The sequence below is a fragment of the Paraperibacillus marinus genome (assembly GCF_046237605.1).
GTDB classification, from domain to species: domain Bacteria; phylum Bacillota; class Bacilli; order Bacillales; family DSM-1321; genus Paraperibacillus; species Paraperibacillus marinus.
Genome location: NZ_CP143542.1, coordinates 441,673 through 457,876, shown reverse-complemented (window position 1 = coordinate 457,876; position 16,204 = coordinate 441,673). Strand labels below are relative to the sequence as shown.

General features: G+C 50.2%; 16 protein-coding genes. 6 read left to right on the top strand and 10 right to left on the bottom strand.

All coding sequences use genetic code 11. The features are described from left to right. Positions 1–50: 50 nt before the first annotated feature. From V1498_RS02325 to V1498_RS02310, 4 genes are all read left to right on the top strand, one after another. Positions 51–554, top strand: coding sequence for an amidase family protein (locus V1498_RS02325; RefSeq protein WP_409296708.1), 504 nt, complete (start codon positions 51–53; stop codon positions 552–554). Then, entirely contained in the window at positions 436–1,221 is a 786-nt protein-coding gene (locus V1498_RS02320; RefSeq protein WP_409299107.1) for an amidase family protein, read from the top strand. The genes V1498_RS02325 and V1498_RS02320 overlap by 119 nt, the downstream gene beginning before the upstream one ends. Next, positions 1,131–1,544, top strand: coding sequence for an amidase family protein (locus V1498_RS02315; RefSeq protein ID WP_409296707.1), 414 nt, complete (start codon positions 1,131–1,133; stop codon positions 1,542–1,544). The genes V1498_RS02320 and V1498_RS02315 overlap by 91 nt, the downstream gene beginning before the upstream one ends. Before the next feature lie 191 nt (positions 1,545–1,735). Beyond that, the gene (locus V1498_RS02310) at positions 1,736–2,266 is read left to right on the top strand and encodes a YfiT family bacillithiol transferase (protein WP_409296706.1); all 531 of its coding nucleotides are present in this window, start codon (positions 1,736–1,738) and stop codon (positions 2,264–2,266) included. A 173-nt stretch (positions 2,267–2,439) separates the two neighbouring features. Here the strand turns inward: V1498_RS02310 and V1498_RS02305 are convergent, their stop codons facing one another. Next, the gene (locus V1498_RS02305) at positions 2,440–4,170 is read right to left on the bottom strand and encodes a methyl-accepting chemotaxis protein (protein WP_409296705.1); all 1,731 of its coding nucleotides are present in this window, start codon (positions 4,168–4,170) and stop codon (positions 2,440–2,442) included. 329 nt (positions 4,171–4,499) lie between these two features. Between V1498_RS02305 and V1498_RS02300 the strand changes: the two genes are divergently transcribed. After that, the gene (locus V1498_RS02300; RefSeq protein ID WP_409299106.1) at positions 4,500–4,952 is read left to right on the top strand and encodes an OsmC family protein; all 453 of its coding nucleotides are present in this window, start codon (positions 4,500–4,502) and stop codon (positions 4,950–4,952) included. 48 nt (positions 4,953–5,000) lie between these two features. Here the strand turns inward: V1498_RS02300 and V1498_RS02295 are convergent, their stop codons facing one another. Continuing rightward, positions 5,001–5,588 carry a cysteine hydrolase family protein gene (locus tag V1498_RS02295; protein WP_409296704.1) on the bottom strand — a complete coding sequence of 196 codons (588 nt, stop codon included), beginning with the start codon at positions 5,586–5,588 and terminating at the stop codon, positions 5,001–5,003. A gap of 129 nt (positions 5,589–5,717) precedes the next feature. Here V1498_RS02295 and V1498_RS02290 point away from each other — a divergent pair, with 129 nt between their 5' ends. Then, a complete protein-coding gene (locus V1498_RS02290) occupies positions 5,718–6,158 on the top strand; it encodes an Lrp/AsnC family transcriptional regulator (protein WP_409296703.1) in 441 nt (146 codons plus the stop codon). Between the two features lie 222 nt (positions 6,159–6,380). Here V1498_RS02290 and V1498_RS02285 read toward each other — a convergent pair whose 3' ends face one another. The 8 genes from V1498_RS02285 to V1498_RS02250 form a co-directional block, all read right to left on the bottom strand. Beyond that, a complete protein-coding gene (locus tag V1498_RS02285) occupies positions 6,381–7,598 on the bottom strand; it encodes a hypothetical protein (protein WP_409296702.1) in 1,218 nt (405 codons plus the stop codon). Further along, complete coding sequence (locus tag V1498_RS02280; RefSeq protein ID WP_409296701.1) at positions 7,570–8,877, bottom strand: hypothetical protein; 1,308 nt, start codon at positions 8,875–8,877, stop codon at positions 7,570–7,572. The genes V1498_RS02285 and V1498_RS02280 overlap by 29 nt, the downstream gene beginning before the upstream one ends. 152 nt (positions 8,878–9,029) lie before the next feature. Next, positions 9,030–10,253: an MFS transporter gene (locus tag V1498_RS02275; RefSeq protein ID WP_409296700.1), complete on the bottom strand. Its 1,224-nt coding sequence runs from the start codon at positions 10,251–10,253 to the stop codon at positions 9,030–9,032. A gap of 245 nt (positions 10,254–10,498) precedes the next feature. Further along, a complete protein-coding gene (locus V1498_RS02270; protein WP_409296699.1) occupies positions 10,499–11,326 on the bottom strand; it encodes a carbohydrate ABC transporter permease in 828 nt (275 codons plus the stop codon). Positions 11,327–11,344: 18 nt separating this feature from the next. Beyond that, positions 11,345–12,244 carry a carbohydrate ABC transporter permease gene (locus V1498_RS02265; RefSeq protein ID WP_409296698.1) on the bottom strand — a complete coding sequence of 300 codons (900 nt, stop codon included), beginning with the start codon at positions 12,242–12,244 and terminating at the stop codon, positions 11,345–11,347. A gap of 125 nt (positions 12,245–12,369) precedes the next feature. After that, the gene (locus V1498_RS02260) at positions 12,370–13,629 is read right to left on the bottom strand and encodes an ABC transporter substrate-binding protein (protein WP_409296697.1); all 1,260 of its coding nucleotides are present in this window, start codon (positions 13,627–13,629) and stop codon (positions 12,370–12,372) included. A gap of 73 nt (positions 13,630–13,702) precedes the next feature. After that, positions 13,703–15,790, bottom strand: coding sequence for a glycogen debranching N-terminal domain-containing protein (locus V1498_RS02255; protein ID WP_409296696.1), 2,088 nt, complete (start codon positions 15,788–15,790; stop codon positions 13,703–13,705). Between the two features lie 146 nt (positions 15,791–15,936). Next, positions 15,937–16,203 carry a hypothetical protein gene (locus V1498_RS02250; RefSeq protein WP_409296695.1) on the bottom strand — a complete coding sequence of 89 codons (267 nt, stop codon included), beginning with the start codon at positions 16,201–16,203 and terminating at the stop codon, positions 15,937–15,939. Position 16,204: the final 1 nt, after the last annotated feature.

Below are 16,204 nucleotides of genomic sequence, written 5' to 3'. Positions count from 1 at the left end.
GAAATCAGAATTTCAGCAAGAATTTACTTATCTATCAGGGGGGATATCAAGTGGCTGTTTTTAATTATGAAGAATTTGATGGAATGGGCCTTGCTGAACTGATCCGCCGCAGGGAGATCAAGAAAGCTGAAGTCATCGAAGCTGCGATAGATAAAATAGAAAGAATTAATCCCAAGTTAAACGCCATCATTCATAAGATGTATGATCAGGCAAAAACGGAAGAAGATGAAGACCTGCCCTTTGGGGGCGTCCCCATATTATTAAAAGATATCATCCAGGAAATCAAGGGAGAGCCTATCACCTCAGGATCAAAGGCTTTAAGCGGGTATATCGCCAAGGAAGACAGTGAGTTTACTGCAAGACTGAGAGGGACCGGAGCGAGTTTCATAGGAGTGTCGAATGTTCCGGAGCTTGCCCTTATGGGGATTACTGAACCTGCACATTTCGGGCCCTCCCGGAATATCCTGGAATACCGAACATACACCGGGCGGCTCAAGCGGCGGATCAGCTGCTGCTGTTGCTTCCGGGATGATCCCGATTGCAGGTGCCAATGACGGTGGGGGATCTATCCGTATTCCCGCCGCATTTACCGGACTTTTTGGATTAAAGCCGACCAGGGGAAGGACTCCCGCGGGCAAAAGGCTTGGAAGGCATTGGCAGGGGGCCTCCGCTGATCATGTGCTGACAAGGACGGTCCGGGGCAGTGCCTATATGCTCGACCTGCTTAAAGGCTATGAAAAAGGGGCTGCCTTCCATGCCCCGCCATTCCATCATTCCTATTTAGAGAGCACCTATAAAGGGCTGGACCGGCCTATGAAAATCGCATTCTCCGTCCGCTCCCCCATCGGAACAACGGTCCATCCAGAATGCAGGGATGCCGTCTTAAAAGCGGCTAAGTTCCTTGAAGAACAGGGGCATATGGTCGAAGAGAAAGAAGCCCCTGTTGATGGAAATAAGATTGCCAAAAGCTATATAACCATGTATTTTGGCGAAGTTGCCGCTTCGCTCTCCGGCATGGAGCAAGCGCTGGGCCGAAAAGTGAAAGCTGGGGATGTGGAGCCGGCGACATGGCTGCTTGGTTTGCTTGGTAAAGTCACTTCTGCAGAGGAATGGGTATTGAGTCTGCGCGAATGGGATACGGCTTCCTTGCCATGGAAGGCTTTCATGAAGAATATGATTTTTACATCACGCCATCCACTGCCTTTCCAGCTTCAAAAATAGGAGAACTGAATCTCAAATCTTTTGAAAAGATGCTGATCTCTCTTGTAGGAAGACTGGGTGTGAGCGGACTTATCAAAAAAGCAGGCATTGTGGATACCCTTGTAGAAAACAGCCTGAAACGAACCCCCTTTACGCAGCTTGCCAATTTGACCGGCCAGCCCGCGATGACTGTTCCTTTTCATATGACAGCCGAAGGGCTCCCGGCTGGTGTTCAATTCATGACGGCAGAAGGACGCGAGGATCTGCTGTATCAAATGGCCAGCACGCTGGAACAGACAGAGCACTGGCAGGACGTCAAAAGGAATCCGTTGTTTTTGAAATAGAAGGAAGCGCTGCGGGATTCATGCATTTCGTTTCCCTATGCAGGCACCTTCCCTTTGATTTTTTCGATGTATTTCACAGAAGATGGTACTAATGAAAAGCTGAGCTGAATAAGTAAGAAAGTATATTTTTATTGGAAGACAGGATAATTGCCGGCAATGCCTTGGCCATTACATATCAGGGAGAGTTGAAAATGGAAGACTTAAAATACCCGATAGGCAAGTTTGTCGTGCCGCATGTATTTTCAGAGGAGCAGATAGAAGAATGGACCCAGGATATTGCGGAAGCTCCGGCCAGGCTGCGGGTGGCAGTGGCGGGGCTGGACGAGGTGCAGCTGGACACACCTTACAGAGAAGGAGGCTGGACGGTGCGGCAGGTGGTCCACCATATGGCCGACAGCCATATGAACGCCTTCATCCGGTTTAAGCTGAGCCTGACAGAAACCTTCCCCACCATCAAGCCATACAGCGAGGGGGACTGGGCACTCCTGGCTGATACCGGGAAAGCGGAAATCAGCGCTTCCATCAGCATCCTGGAAGGCCTCCACCGACGCTGGGAAGTCCTGCTCCGCTCCATGGGCCGGAAAGAATTCAAACGAAAATTCATCCATCCCGAGCTCCACACAACCCTGGACCTCTACACCACCCTGGCACTCTACTCCTGGCACAGCAGACACCACACCGCCCACATCACCACCCTCCGCCAGCGGATGCAGTGGGAATAGAGGCAGATGGGAAATGGGGGACAGCATCCTATTTCCCAGACTGCCTGACGCAGCAAACCCCTCGTCAGCACTGGATTTTTCGGCTTGGGAAATGAGTGACAGGCCCCATTTCCCAAAAAAAGGGCAGGCCCCACTTCCCAGATCTTGCCTTGAGAAATGGAGGACTGTCCCCCTTATATCTTGAATTGGTTGATGGATTGCTGGAGTGTTTCAGATAGTTCTTTGAGTGCGGCAGTCGCTTCAGTTACCTGCTCTACTGCGTTGTCCTGCATATCTGAGGATGCGGCCGCAAGCGTTGATGCTTTGGCTGTATTTCTTGTCAGATGAGAGAATTCTTCTATGGAGGACATAATGGTTTCGGAACCCGCTGACATTTCCTCTGTGACTGCGGATACTTCCTGGATCTCCCCATTGACCGCCTCAACTGATTGAAGGATCCGGCTGAAGTTATCCCCTGCCGACACAATGGCCTTTGTACTTGTTTCCACGTCCTTTGAACCCTCTTCCATCCGCGTGACGGAGAATGCAATGATTTTCTTGAAGCTTTGGAGAACTTCTGTAATCTGCTGGGCGGATCGCTTGGATTCCTCGGCCAGCTTCCGCACTTCCTGGGAAACGACGGCAAAGCCTTTTCCATGCTCGCCTGCACGGGCGGCCTCGATGGCAGCATTCAGTGCCAGCAGATTGGTCTGCTCCGCAATGGCCGAGATGATATCGACGATGTTTTCGATTTCTCCCGCCTTCGTACCAAGTTCTTCAACGTTATTCGCAGAGGCATCTACCTTCGCCTTGATATTTTCAATTTCTTTAATGATGGAGGACAGGTCATTATTCCCTTTTTCCACTTCATGGGTTGCATCCGCTGACTGGCTGCTCACACCGCTCGCCGCTTCAGCGATACGCTGGATGCCGGCTGTCATCTCCTGCATGGAGGAGACGGATTCTGCACTTCTATCCATCTGAACTGATGCAGCCGATGCCACCTGCTGCATTCCTTCGACGATCTGTTTATTCGATTCGCGGATATCGGCCATCTGGTTCTCGATTCCTTCCGTGACAGATGTCAGGCTTCTAGAGGATGCCTTTATTCCCTCAACGATCGATGAGATGCTTTGAATCATGACTGTGAAGGATTCTGTTAGAGATGCTATTTCATCCCTGCCGGATACCTTGATTTTCTTTATCCTGTCCCCTGCAGTCAGGAGGTCCCCGCCCGCTATTTCACTGGCAGCTTTGCGCAGCAAACCAAGCGGCTTCAGTCTCTTTTTCAGATAAAGATAAAGGATGGCTGCAAAAATAAGCATGAGCCCGGCGCTGGCAGACATGTCCAGTGGAAGCACATCGGCTGCGGCAGCATTTGAAATTTCCTTCACATGGCCAGCTTCTATATCCACACCGAGCACCCCGATTACCTCATTGCCCTTCTTGATTGGAACGAAGGCTGACAGATAATCACCATATTCCTTATCATGGACAATCGGCGTCGTGGCAGTCCGGCCCTCGAGCACCGGCTGAACATGCTTATATGTAGAGCTTGAAGTCGGTTCATTTATCGGACTGGCCACCTCTGAGCCCTTTTCCTGACCATCAATAAGGATATTGACCTTCTCCCCTTTTACCCCCATTGTATAGAGGTAAAGGATACCCGTTTTCTCCCTAATATCATTAAGGGACTCCCTAAGCTCCCAATACACATCCGACTCCCTCGGATCTGCCAGGAACGCCTCATAATCTTCTATACTGATACTCTTTGCAACGCTCTTGGCCATCTGGCTGCTGTTTTCCGCAACCGCCCGTTCAACAGAATCCACACTGCTCTTATAAAGTAAATATCCATTTCCAAGCAGCATCACAATCATCCCTGCCATAAACATCAAACTTATCTTACTGCTAAGTCTCTTCATCTTTCTCACCTCTGCTACATTTGCTATATTCTACTAATCCATATATCGGCCGCGAAATGTGAAAGTTTAAGGGGGGGACCGTCCCTTATTTCCCGGCCTCCACACGGCAATCCCTTGACACTGTTGGCTTATTATTTCAGGAAATCGGGGACAGGCCCCATTTCCCAAACCCTTCCACGCCAGAACCCCGCCGCTGCTGCCTTTTCACCCCGGGAAATGAGGGACAGGTCCCATTTCCCGGTTATTTCCCAAGAGGGGCGGCTTGTTTGGCGGAGAATTTGTTTGGTGATATGATTGGGGTATTAGGTTATGTGGGAGGTGTGGAGCAGATGGCTGAGCATAGTTTTCATTTAAAGGCGTCGTGGCCGGGGCTGCGGAATGATGTGGGTGAGATTGAGGCTGGCAATTTGAAGACGAAGATCTCGATTCCGCCGGAGATGGATGGCCCGGGTGTCGGGACCAATCCGGATGAGATGCTGCTGGGTGCGGCGGGGACTTGTTATATCATAACCCTCGCTGCCATGATGGAGCGCAGCAAGCTGGATAAAGAGGATTTGACCATGGAATCTGAAGGGATTGTCGATGTGACTTCCGGTGTGATCACCTACAAGAAAATCATCCACCGCCCGCGGATTGTCCTGAAGCAAGATGCATCAGAAAAGGATCGGGAGCTTGCCTTGCGGCTTGCCCAAAAGGCTGAAACTTCCTGCATGATTTCCCGTGCGGTGGCAGGTAATGTTGAAATCGGACTGGAGCCAGAGATCCTGACTGCCCCAAACTAACAAAAGCTGGCCGGATGGCCAGCTTTTTCAACTTCCGCCGAACCGTCCTCATTTCCCCGAAACAGGGAGTTTCTCCGTCGGAAGCATTCTGATGATTTCCTCGGTGGAGGCAATCACGGCAAATTCGCGGTGCAGCTCTGCCAGCGCCAGACTGTGAACCTCGGCAGCTCCATGGCGGATGCCGTCAGGTCCGGTGATATCAAAGGCAGCGGCAGCATCTGACACCACCAGGGTCCGGTACCCAAGGTTACTGCTCATCCGGGCTGTGGTGGAGACGCAGTGAGGCGTGATCAGCCCCGTGATGACGAGCGTATCAATTCCCTGCTCATTCAAGTAATCCTGCAGTCCGGTGCCAATGAATGCGCTGTTCACAGTTTTTTGGAACACCGCTTCACCCGGGTGAGGTGCCGCGATATCCTTGATTTCACAACCAGGCTGCCCTGGACGCAGCGGGGAATCACTCTCCACGCTCATATGCTGGGTGTGGATGACCGGCAACCCCCGCTCCCGCCAGGCCTCAAGCAAGCAGGCAATCCTCTCTTCCGCTTCCGGATTGTTCCGCTCACCCCATACCTTTTCATCAAAACCTTTCTGTACATCAATGACCACTAAAGCCGCATTTTTTCTCAGTAACATGCTCCATCTCTCCTTTTCTTCATCTGCTCTTATTGTATAAAACGCCATCCCGGCCGTCCTTAACATAAAAAAGCAATTGGGGGCCTGCTGCCTTTCATATATAATGAGTTACAGGAAGGAGGATTTCATTTGAAAATCGACGATACAGACAAACATATTCTGCGCTGTCTGACAGCCAACTCACGCCTCTCGATACGCGAGCTCTCCAAGCTCGTCAATCTGTCCCCGCCTTCAGTTGCTGACCGGGTGCGGAGGATGGAGGATGCATGCATCATCGAAGGCTATACGGCTAAAATTAATTACTCAGCCCTCGGCCACACCACCCATGCCATTCTTCAGATTTCAACGAAGTCAGGCAAATGCGAGGAATTCCGGAAATTCATCGCCCAGCATCCGAACGCCGAATGGTGCTACCGCATCACCGGTCCCGCCGATTACATAGTAAAGCTGACCGCCAGGCGGATAGAGGAAATTGAGCAGTTCATTGACGATGCTGCAAGAATCGCCGACACGTCCACACATATCATCCTTTCAAAGGTCGGAACAGAATCTTCCCTCCTGCAGCCATAAACCAAATATGAGTTTTCTACTCGCAGCCCATATATGGAAAGGTCCCTGACAATAGCAGGAACAAACACACAATAAGGCGGTGGAGCGGAATAAGGAAAAACAGGAATGCCAGCAAGATAAATGATGATCACCAAGCTGCAGGAAGTCTTATGATACACGCAGCTCCGACCCTTTTCCACAGAAAAAGACCCCATAAAAAAACTGGGGTCTCACTTCATATCATTATGCTCCCTTTTTGCCGGTTTGACCTTCTTCAAGGCCCTGCCTTGCCAGATACAGGGCACATTTTTCCACAAGCTCAAAAATCCCTATTTCCCTGTTGATGGAGACAAAATCCATGATAGGCTCTATCTTCTGCAGCGGATCCATTTTGCAAATGCTGCTGAACTGTTTCTTAGAAAAGTCACAGAAGCCATGTCCGCTCACGCCTGCATGCCGGAGTTCAAGGATTTCATTCAGTTCCCTGTCACTGAACAGGCGGTGAAGCTCGGTGAAAAACTTGTCCACCTGTGTGATTTCCTCTTTCCTTTCAAGCTCCGCTGCCCTCCTGTCCAGGAGGCGCATATAGCTGTGAAAGTGGCGGGTGACCCGCTCCTTTTTCCTCAGCTCTACTTTAAAATATGCGTTCTCCCGATTCTTGAAGCCGTTGCCTCCGTTATCCCAGTCAATGTCAAGGCCGAGGGCATACAGCAGGAGCTCTTCTGCCAGCCGGTAATACAGGACAACAAAATCAATCAGCTTATTTTCTTCATACAGCCGCTCGGCCGAATTATAGAGGTACGAAATGAACGCCTTCTGATCCCGCTCCCTCAGCTTCTTCATGCCTGCCGCATAATCAGCCAGCTCCTTGTCTTCCCCCATATCACGGAGCGTGCGGGCCATCAGGTCAAAATAATCCTCCTGCCCCTTTCCTCCTGACAGATCCAGGCTTTTCAGCCTATCCCCGAACATCAGCATATCGGAAAGAGGAGCGCTGTCGGTATAACGGTACGCAAGCTTGCGGGCAGACTTGTAATTCCTCGCACAAATCAAGTTATGAATGCTGTCGTATATATTTTGTTCCTTATCTTCATTTTTTTTGAAGGCAGGGATGATTTTATTATTTTTGATAAAATACACATGCCTCTCACTGTTCTCGAGCAGAACCTGCATGAATACGAGCTGAAGGATGTCAGGTGCATCATTCAGGACAAGATAGACCTTTTCCCCGCTGCCCCCATGCTCTCCCGCCAATTCTTCAATCTCGGCAGCAGCCTCCTCAACATTATCGGAGAGCAGATGAAGCCGGCTCCCGCCAAACCCTTTCGGCTGCGAAAGCTCCGCTTCTCCTTCCGACTTTCGCCGGAAAACATGGAGCACCGGCTTTGAACTGCCGCTTCCCCTGTCCTGTGCCTTAAGCTCCCCATGATCTTTATAACTGCAGAACACGTGATGTTTCATCTTCTCTCTGTCCTCTCTCTTCAAAGTCTAAGTCCATTTGCAGCATGATTTCCATAAGCTCTGTATAATTGTCATCAAGCTCCGCCCCAAGATCCCGGAGCATCAGGTTCGATTCCAGCAAAAACCGTTTCTTCACCCGTGAAACAGATGCCCTTTTATTGCCGAAATAAGAGTGCCAGAGTTCCTCGGAATTAATCTCGTCACGTCCATGGCCGATGAAGCTCTGGTTCCTGACCCGCAGTGTATGGGCGACATTCAGGCTTTTCAGGTAAAAATACGCGCCCATATATTCCTCAATTTCGCCTTCCTCATACCGCTTTTCCAGCTCCTCAATCAGCTGATAAATCGAGGAGTTATTCTTCATCGAGGCTTCCTCCTGAAAGCCTGAGCCGTGTTTCAGGAGGAATGTCAGAATCGCTTCCCGCGCGCGGTAAAAACGGGTCAGGAAGGCTGCCATATCATCAATTTCTATGCAGACCTCCATCTGCCGGTAAAGCTCTTCTATAAGGGCAAGATCCTGCTCCCTGCCTTCTTTGGACAACAGCTTTTCTAAAAGCAGCCTGGTTTCTTTGATTGCCGGCTCGTCTTTAAGCAGCTTTTCACATTCCACTGCATGCTGATGGGCCTCGCTGAAACAGAAATTCATCCGGCTGACCATCATCTTCAGCATGAGGCTGAGCGCCTCGGGGGCAGATTGTCCCTTCACGAGCTCGAGAGCCCCCTGGAAGTCGAATTCCCGGAGAGAGCCCTTGACCTGAAGCTTCAGGGAACGGTCTGATACAGCCTGCCTGGATAAAGAGATTTCGGCTTTTCCATCGCTGCAGAACAGAAAGCCGTGCCGGCTGCCCAGCTGCTTTGTGCTCTCCAGGAAGATTGCCTGGAAGCATTCGGCATCCCCTGTACCGCTCAGCTGGATGATCGTTTCGTAAGGATAGTAGAAGCTGAGCTTGTGGATCAGAAGCCCTGCTTCAGTTAGGATCCGCGAAAAGCCGCCGCCTTCCCGCTTCTGGATGAAGTAAAGATCGGCGCTCCATTCCTCCGGCAGGCGCGCCGTGATTAGATCCTCAAGCTTTTGATCCAATTTATACAATGCCTTCCTGCCGATCCTTCCCTCGACCGGCACCACACATACAAGCGTCCTCGTCTCATCCGGAACTGCTCCAAGCTTTGGAAGTAGAGGCTCCGCTTCCCTCGCTGCATAATCTTTTATATGATCCCTGTCATCCTTTAGATCCAGGGTATTAAATACTGCCAGCGGAAGAATGTCTTTCTCAATCATGCTTGTACCCCCAAATTTTATATATAAAATTCTTTTATGAATATAATTAAGTGCCTATAGGTTTATACCCATAAAAGGGAGACGGGAGACATCTTCCAAAAATTTCTATGAAAAAAGGCCCGGGCAGTCTCACTGCGCCGGGCCTCAGTCCTCTATTTCATTTTCCTGACCGATACCATATAGGCAATCAGAATCGGCAGCTGCAGGATCCCCACCCAGAACAGGGAGGTCCGGAGCGTAAACCGGGTCCCGATATATCCGATTCCGGGTCCTCCTGCAATCTGGCCGAATGCATCCATCTGACCCACCATGGAAAGGATAGTCGCCCTCCTCGCTGACGGGATCAGCTGATTGATCCAGGCATTGAACAGCGGATACGAGACGGTTGAAGCCATGGAAACAATATTCAGCCAAAAAAGCGCCATCCAGAAATCTGAAGCGAAGCAGAAGCCAAGGATCGCACATGCCCTTAAAACCGTCAAACATGTCAGGACGATGGCCACCGCTTTCTCGTTCTCTGTTCTTACAAATTTTCTCGTGATGACAGCCGCCAGATATCCTGAGGCTGCGGTAACCAGGCTGATTACCCCAAACCAGGCAGGCTCATTAAAATGGAACAATTCAGGGAAATTCAGATTCATCAGGAAGTGGGCTTCCCACAGCCGATCCCATCCTTCCGTGGCCGCCCCCAGAAGAAAGCTGATTCCAACGAGGAGGCTCAGGATAGCACTAGCCTTAATGATCTTTACTCCATCCCTGAAGGCATCGAAGCCATGGGAAAAGAATCCTCCCTCCGTGACCGCGGGCTTGAAGTTATGCTCTTTCATCGTTCTATGAAGGAAAACGGCCAAACCAAGATAGATCAGGCCGCCGGCAAGAAACGGCAGATTGAGCGAGATGGAGGAAAGGGCTACACTTGCGCCAATGCCGAGTATGCCGGCAAGCTGTGCGGCGGCGGCTGCCCTCAAGAAAATATCGCCGGCGCTCTTTTCACCGGCTTCATCCGTGATCCAGGCCTGGGCGGCCCCGCTTACAAAGGTTTCGCCAAGCCCCCTGATGACCTCAGCCGTAATGACGACCACTATGAAGGGAATCAGTCCTTCAAAAAAAGGCACACTGCCTTCTACCACAAAACCGGCTCCCATGATGACAAAGCCTGTGATCACAGAGAAACGGCGCCCCCGGGTGTCGGCAAACACCCCCGTAGGCGTCTCGAATAGCAGGCAGGCTCCTTCAAGGAACATGCCGATAAGCAGGAGCTGAAACGGATCGAATCCAAGTTCCTTAATATAGTAAATAGCATAAGTAGTAAACATAAGGCTGTTCGCAAACTGCCTGACAGCCTGGGTGGTAATATAAACGTTCGGTGCGTGCATGGAGATGCTCCATCCCTTTCTTTACGGCACGCACATCATACAGTGCGTGCTAGTTTAGTAGATTTACCTCTGCATGATTTTTCTGTTGGACTGACATGTTCATCCCTCCGATTTCATAGTTGCGGTAAAAAACCGCTTTCATCTACCATACATGAATTCCAATGAAAATTATACCAATTTTTCGTTTTAAATTTTGGCATGCGATATGATTGGCAAAGAGCCGGCACCCCATGGCCGGCTCCATATCATTTCCCTCCTGTGAAGGAAACGCCCTTGATAAAGTAACGGTTGAAAAAAGCGTAAATCAGCAGCACCGGGAGCGTGAAGACCATGGACGCGGCCATGATATAATTCCAATAGCTCACAAACTGCCCTTTGAATGTATTCAAGCCGAGCGGAAGCGTGAACATCTCCGCATCTGTCATGACAATCAGCGGTCTCATGAAATCATTCCAGGAGCCCATGAAGATGAAGATTGCCTGTGCGGCCAGTGCCGGCTTGGCAAGCGGCAGCACAATCCTGAAGAAGGTCCCGAATTTTCCAAGACCGTCAAGCTCGGCAGCCTCCTCCAGTTCTTTCGGGAAGTTCACGAAGAACTGCCTCATCATAAAGATATACGTCGCATTGATCATGGCCGGGACTATCATCCCCTGATAGGAGTTCAGCCAGCCAAGTTCCTTTAATATCAAGTAGTTTGGAATCATCGTCACCTGTGCCGGGATCATGAGGACCCCGAGGATGCCGATGAATAACGCCTTCCTGCCCGGGAAGGACAGCCTGGCCAGAGCATAGCCTGCCATGGAATTGAACAGCAGATTCAAGAGTGTCGTGCACACAGCAATGAAGAGGCTGTTGAACATCCAGCGGGGAAACAGCTCTTCCTCGATAAAGATGGTTTTATAGTTGTTCAACGTCCAGTTCTTCGGGATGAAATTCAATCCTCCGCTTACGATTTCCTGTAGCGTCTTGAAGGATGACGACAAGGCCCACAGAAATGGGACCACCGTGGTGACCGCATATAATACTAGAATGGCATAAATTATAATTTTCCCGATTCCGAGCTTCTTTTTCATCGAAGTGCCCCCTCCCTTTTAATATAGCGATTCCTCTTTTGTGAACTTGCGCTGCAGCAGGGTTGCGACAAGTATAACAATCGCAAGCATGAAGGCCAGTGCCGCCGCATATCCCATGGTGCCCAGGTTCTTGAATGCATATTGATAGATTAATAGCACAACCGTAAGAGTTGAATTATCCGGCCCGCCCGACCCGGCCGAGAAGATGTATGACTGATCAAACAGCTGGAAGGTGCCGATCAAGCCCATGATGATCACGAATGAAGTGACCGGCCGCAGCTGCGGAACGGTGATGAGCCAAAACTTTTGGAGCGCATTTGCCCCGTCCAGCTCGGCAGCTTCATACAGTGATTCCGGGATATCCTGCAGGGCCGCAAGATAGATGACCATGAAGAACGGTGCGGTTGACCAGATGTTCATGGCCATGATCGCATTAAGGGCAATCCCCGGGTCGCCCAGGAAGTTATAGGTTGGAAGGCCGATCATATCGAGCAATTTATTGATGAGTCCTTCCTTGTTGTACATCCACATGAAGATGAGAGTCAACACGGCGGAGGAAGTCAGGGTCGGCAGGAAGTAGACGATCCTGAAAAAGCTCTGCCCCTTCAGTCCCGCGTTCAGGGTAGCTGCCAGGATCAGCGCAAGCAGCGTTTGCAGCGGAACCACAATAATCACATATTTAAAGGTATTCCAGAGGGCGATCTTCGCCCTTGAATCATCGAGCAGTCTCTTAAAATTCTCGAATGCCACAAAATCAAAGCTCGTAGTGCCGAGAAGCTGCACTTTATGAAATGAGAGAAAAATTACAAAGAGTATTGGACCGATTATAAACAGCAGCAGAACCAGGAGTGCAGGCGACATGAATAAAAGTCCCTGCCCGGCTTCGCGCATTGCTTTTTTGGATGTGTTTCCCTTCATCTTCATTCAACTCCTTAATATTTGCTGTACCACCTCTTTCCGCGGAAGTCTCTTTTTGACTTCAGCAGAAAGAGATCTACAGAATTAGGAAGAAAAAGGGGAGAAATCCCCTTTTTCCATTTACATTATTTAGAGCCGATCTCACTGTTAGCCTGCTTTTCGGCAGATTTCAGCGCTTTGTCCAGCGGAGACTTTCCAAGGAAAGCACTCACGAATTGGTTGTTAAAGTTGTTAACAATGATTGGCAGGGATGAGCCTTCTGCCCAAACAGTCGCATAAGAGGCACCGGCTACAAGCGGACCGCGCAGCTCATCTTTGTCATAACCAAGCTTCTCGGCAACTGACTTACGTGTCGGCAGTGCATAGCCTTTGCTGGTCCATGTTTCCATGCCTTCCTTGCCTGTCAGGTAGGAAAGAAGCTCCCAGGCTGCTTCCTTCTTCTTGGATGCTGCGTTCATTACATAAGCAACCGTGTAGGCCATTGTTGATTTCTTGCCATTTACTTCCGGAAGCTCTGCTGTGCCGTAATCCACATCAGGGAACGTATCCTTGAGGTAAGGAATCGCCCAGTTGCCTTCGATGACCATGGCAGCCTTCTGCTGGCCGAAGATTTCACCGCCCCATGTTACGCCGACTTCCTTAGGTTCAACCGCTGATTTATCCTTATTGTGCATATCGATGATCGGCTGGAGCGCTTGTTCCACTTCCTTCGTAGCGAAATTGGCTTTGCCGTCCTTCACTATATCACCGCCGCCTGACTGTGCCAGCCAGAACATACGCGCAAGCTCTGGTGCAACTCCGAAGCCGTAAACTTTGTCCTTGGTCAGCTTCTTGGCAGCTGCCTGGAACTCTTCCCACGTCTTCGGAACCTCGACTCCTGCATCCTTCAGCATCTTTTTGTTATAGAAAAGGGCCAATGTAGAATAGTCTTTTGGGAATCCGTAAGTTTTTCCATCCACTTTGAAAGTATCTAGAAGCGGCTTTTCAAAATCGTCAGTGTCAAAATCTTTGGTCACATACTCATCCAGCGGCTCAAGAACTCCGGATTCGATCATGCCCGGCGCCTCAAATGCATCCATATAGAACACATCCGGCCCTTTTCCGCCGATCAGGCGGGTCTTCATAACATCCATATACTGCTCGGTAATGACCTCAAGCTTCACATCAATATTTGGATGCTTTGCCTCGAAATCTTCAAGTGTCTGTTTCAGCAGCTTTTCTTCAGTTGGATTTCCGCCCCAGCCTGCAAGTGTCACCTGAGTCTTCTTGCCTGATTCCTTGCTTCCTTCCTTAGATGCTTCCTTATCGCCGCTGCAGCCTGTCAAAATGCTTGCAGCCAGGATTGATGTCATTCCAATAGAGGCCAGCCACTTTTTCGTTTTCATAAATATACCCCTCTCATTTTTGGCAAATTTTTATCTAAAAGAGGGCTTGCCCCCTTTTAAGAACATCCATAGGTTAAAGAATGGTGAGACCTGTTGTATTTTTTAGAACGCTTACATCTAATCCGCCATCTGTCCTGGTTACAAGTACTGAGAGGTGCCCCCGGCCAATCGAGATATTCTCCGCCAAAAGCCGGTTCATTCCGTCCAGCAGGTTCGGGGAAAGCCTGATTGTTTCCTCGATGGCATCCGGGAACAATCCGAGCAGCGACTGAATGAAGATAAGCGGCGTGCCGGCGGCCCATGCCTGCGGAGAGCAGGCTACTGGATATTTCACGACCTTTCCAAGTGATGAATCATATCCGCAATACAGCTCCGGCAGGCGGTCATATTCGAAATGCCCAGCCGCTTCAATCAGTCCGGAAATAACGGCAGAAGCTGCTTCCGGCCTGTTCATCTGGCTCATGCCGAGGATGATCAGACTGTTATCATGCGGCCAGATGCTTCCGTCATGATAGCTGATCGGATTATAGCCCGCCTCTCCTTCAGCCATCGTCCGGATGCCGAAGCCCGAGAACATCCGCGGCGAAAGCAGCGTCTGGATGACAGCATCCGCCCGGCTGTCCTCAAGCATCTCAGAAAATAACAGATGCCCCGGGTTGGACGTGACCGACTCTACCTGCTTCTTATCTTTGTCAAGGGCAATCGCGTAGTATTGGGAATCCTCCATCCAGAACTCCGCGTCAAACCGCTGCTTCAGCTCCTCTGCCTGCTTCCTGAGCTCCTGGGCGCGTTCGTTTCTGCCAAGCTTTTCGAAGAGATCCGCAATTCCGGTCTTCGCTCCGTACACATATCCCTGCACTTCACTCAGGGCAATCGGTGTTTCGGCATACTCCCCGCTCTTATGGACAACCGAATCACCGGAATCCTTCCAGCCCTGGTTCGCTATGCCCTTGGCCGCTTCCTGATGATACTCGACGAACAAATCCCCATCCCGGTCGCCGTACTGATCAATCCAATTCAGTGCTGCTTCAATCTGTGGGGACAGCTTCTCTGCAAGCTGCAGGTCGCCAGTCCACTTCACATATTGAGTCAGAAGAATCAAGAACAGCGGAGTGGCATCGATCGTCCCGTAATAAGGAGTAAACGGAATCTGGCCGGTTGCTGCCAGCTCACCGTATCGCATTTCATGCATGATCTTGCCGGGCTGCTCATCCCGCCACGGGTTGACTTCCGTCCCTTGACTGTCTGCCATCGTTAGAAGAGTCCCTTTCGCAATCTCAGGGTTGAAGGCAAGCATCTGCAGGGCCGCAATCAGGCTGTCACGTCCGAACGGGACGCCGAACCATGGCAGGCCGGCAACCGGGAATTCCCCGAATCCTGTATCGGTTAGCAGCACCCTCAAGTCAGCAATCCCGCGCGTTACCAGACGCTGGAGTGGCTCGAAGTCTGTCTCGATCCTAGTAATCTTTCCTTCCCAATCCTGATACGATTTCTGAAGACTTTCTACCGCCTCAGCCCTGTTAACAACCTCCAGCTTCTTACCGCCGATCTGCGGAGCAATCGATAGTGTCACTTCTTGTTCCTCGGCATGCTCCAGGCTGAAAGGGAAATGGATAACTCCCTCTTCTGTCACTTTTGATGCTTCCCGGTCCCAGGCTACACAGGTTGCCCGGTACACATCATCTGCACCCATATATGTAAAAGTAAGACCGTCCCCAGCTGCCTTCTGTCCCGTCCGCTTCCCGACATTCCCGCTCTGGAAGCCTCGGACAATGAACATATCCGCAAAATCCGCATCCATATGAACACTTAAGTCAAAGCTGACTTTCTTCGGATAATAGTTTTTGAGAGTGATTGTCTCATAGAGGACGCCGCCATAGATAAAACGTTTGCGCTTGATCTCGACCGATTCCCTCCAGAGCTTCAGTTCCCCTTCCTCTTCCATATGGGGATTTGTCAAAAGGATCTCCGCCATATAATTCTCGGCAGCATCAGAAGCAAGCAGGATCGGCCGCTCCCCGTTGATCAGGAGATCCAGCCGGCTTAAAAACCTCGTATCGGCCGTATAAAGACCCAGTCCATACGGATGGCTTTCCGGAATATCCCCCTTCTCATCTGTCAGCAAAAATAAATCATTCTCCTTAATTACACGATAGTCCATAGCTGCCTCCCCTTGTTATCCGAAACGTTTTGGAAAGTTTGGAAGAAAAAAGCCTTCCTGCTCACCCCACTCTTTCCGAAACGTTTTGGTTTTTGAACATACTTCATGTCTTTCTTGTGTGGTGTGTTCATTTGTGCATACTGGTTTTAGGGAACCAGCTCCCCTTCACTGTGGCCGTTTTTTGGTCGTAAATGTCCGTTTAGAACCATTTTTCCTTCACCATGGCCGTTTTTTGGTTGTAAATGTCCGTTTAGAACCTTTTTTCCTTCACCGTGCCCGTTTTTTGGTCGTAAATATCCGTTTAGAACCATTTTCCCTTTACCGTGGCCGTTTTTTGGTCGTAAATGTCCGTTTAGAACCATTTTCCCTTCACCGTGGCCGTTTTTTGGTCGTAAATGTCCGTTTAGAACCATT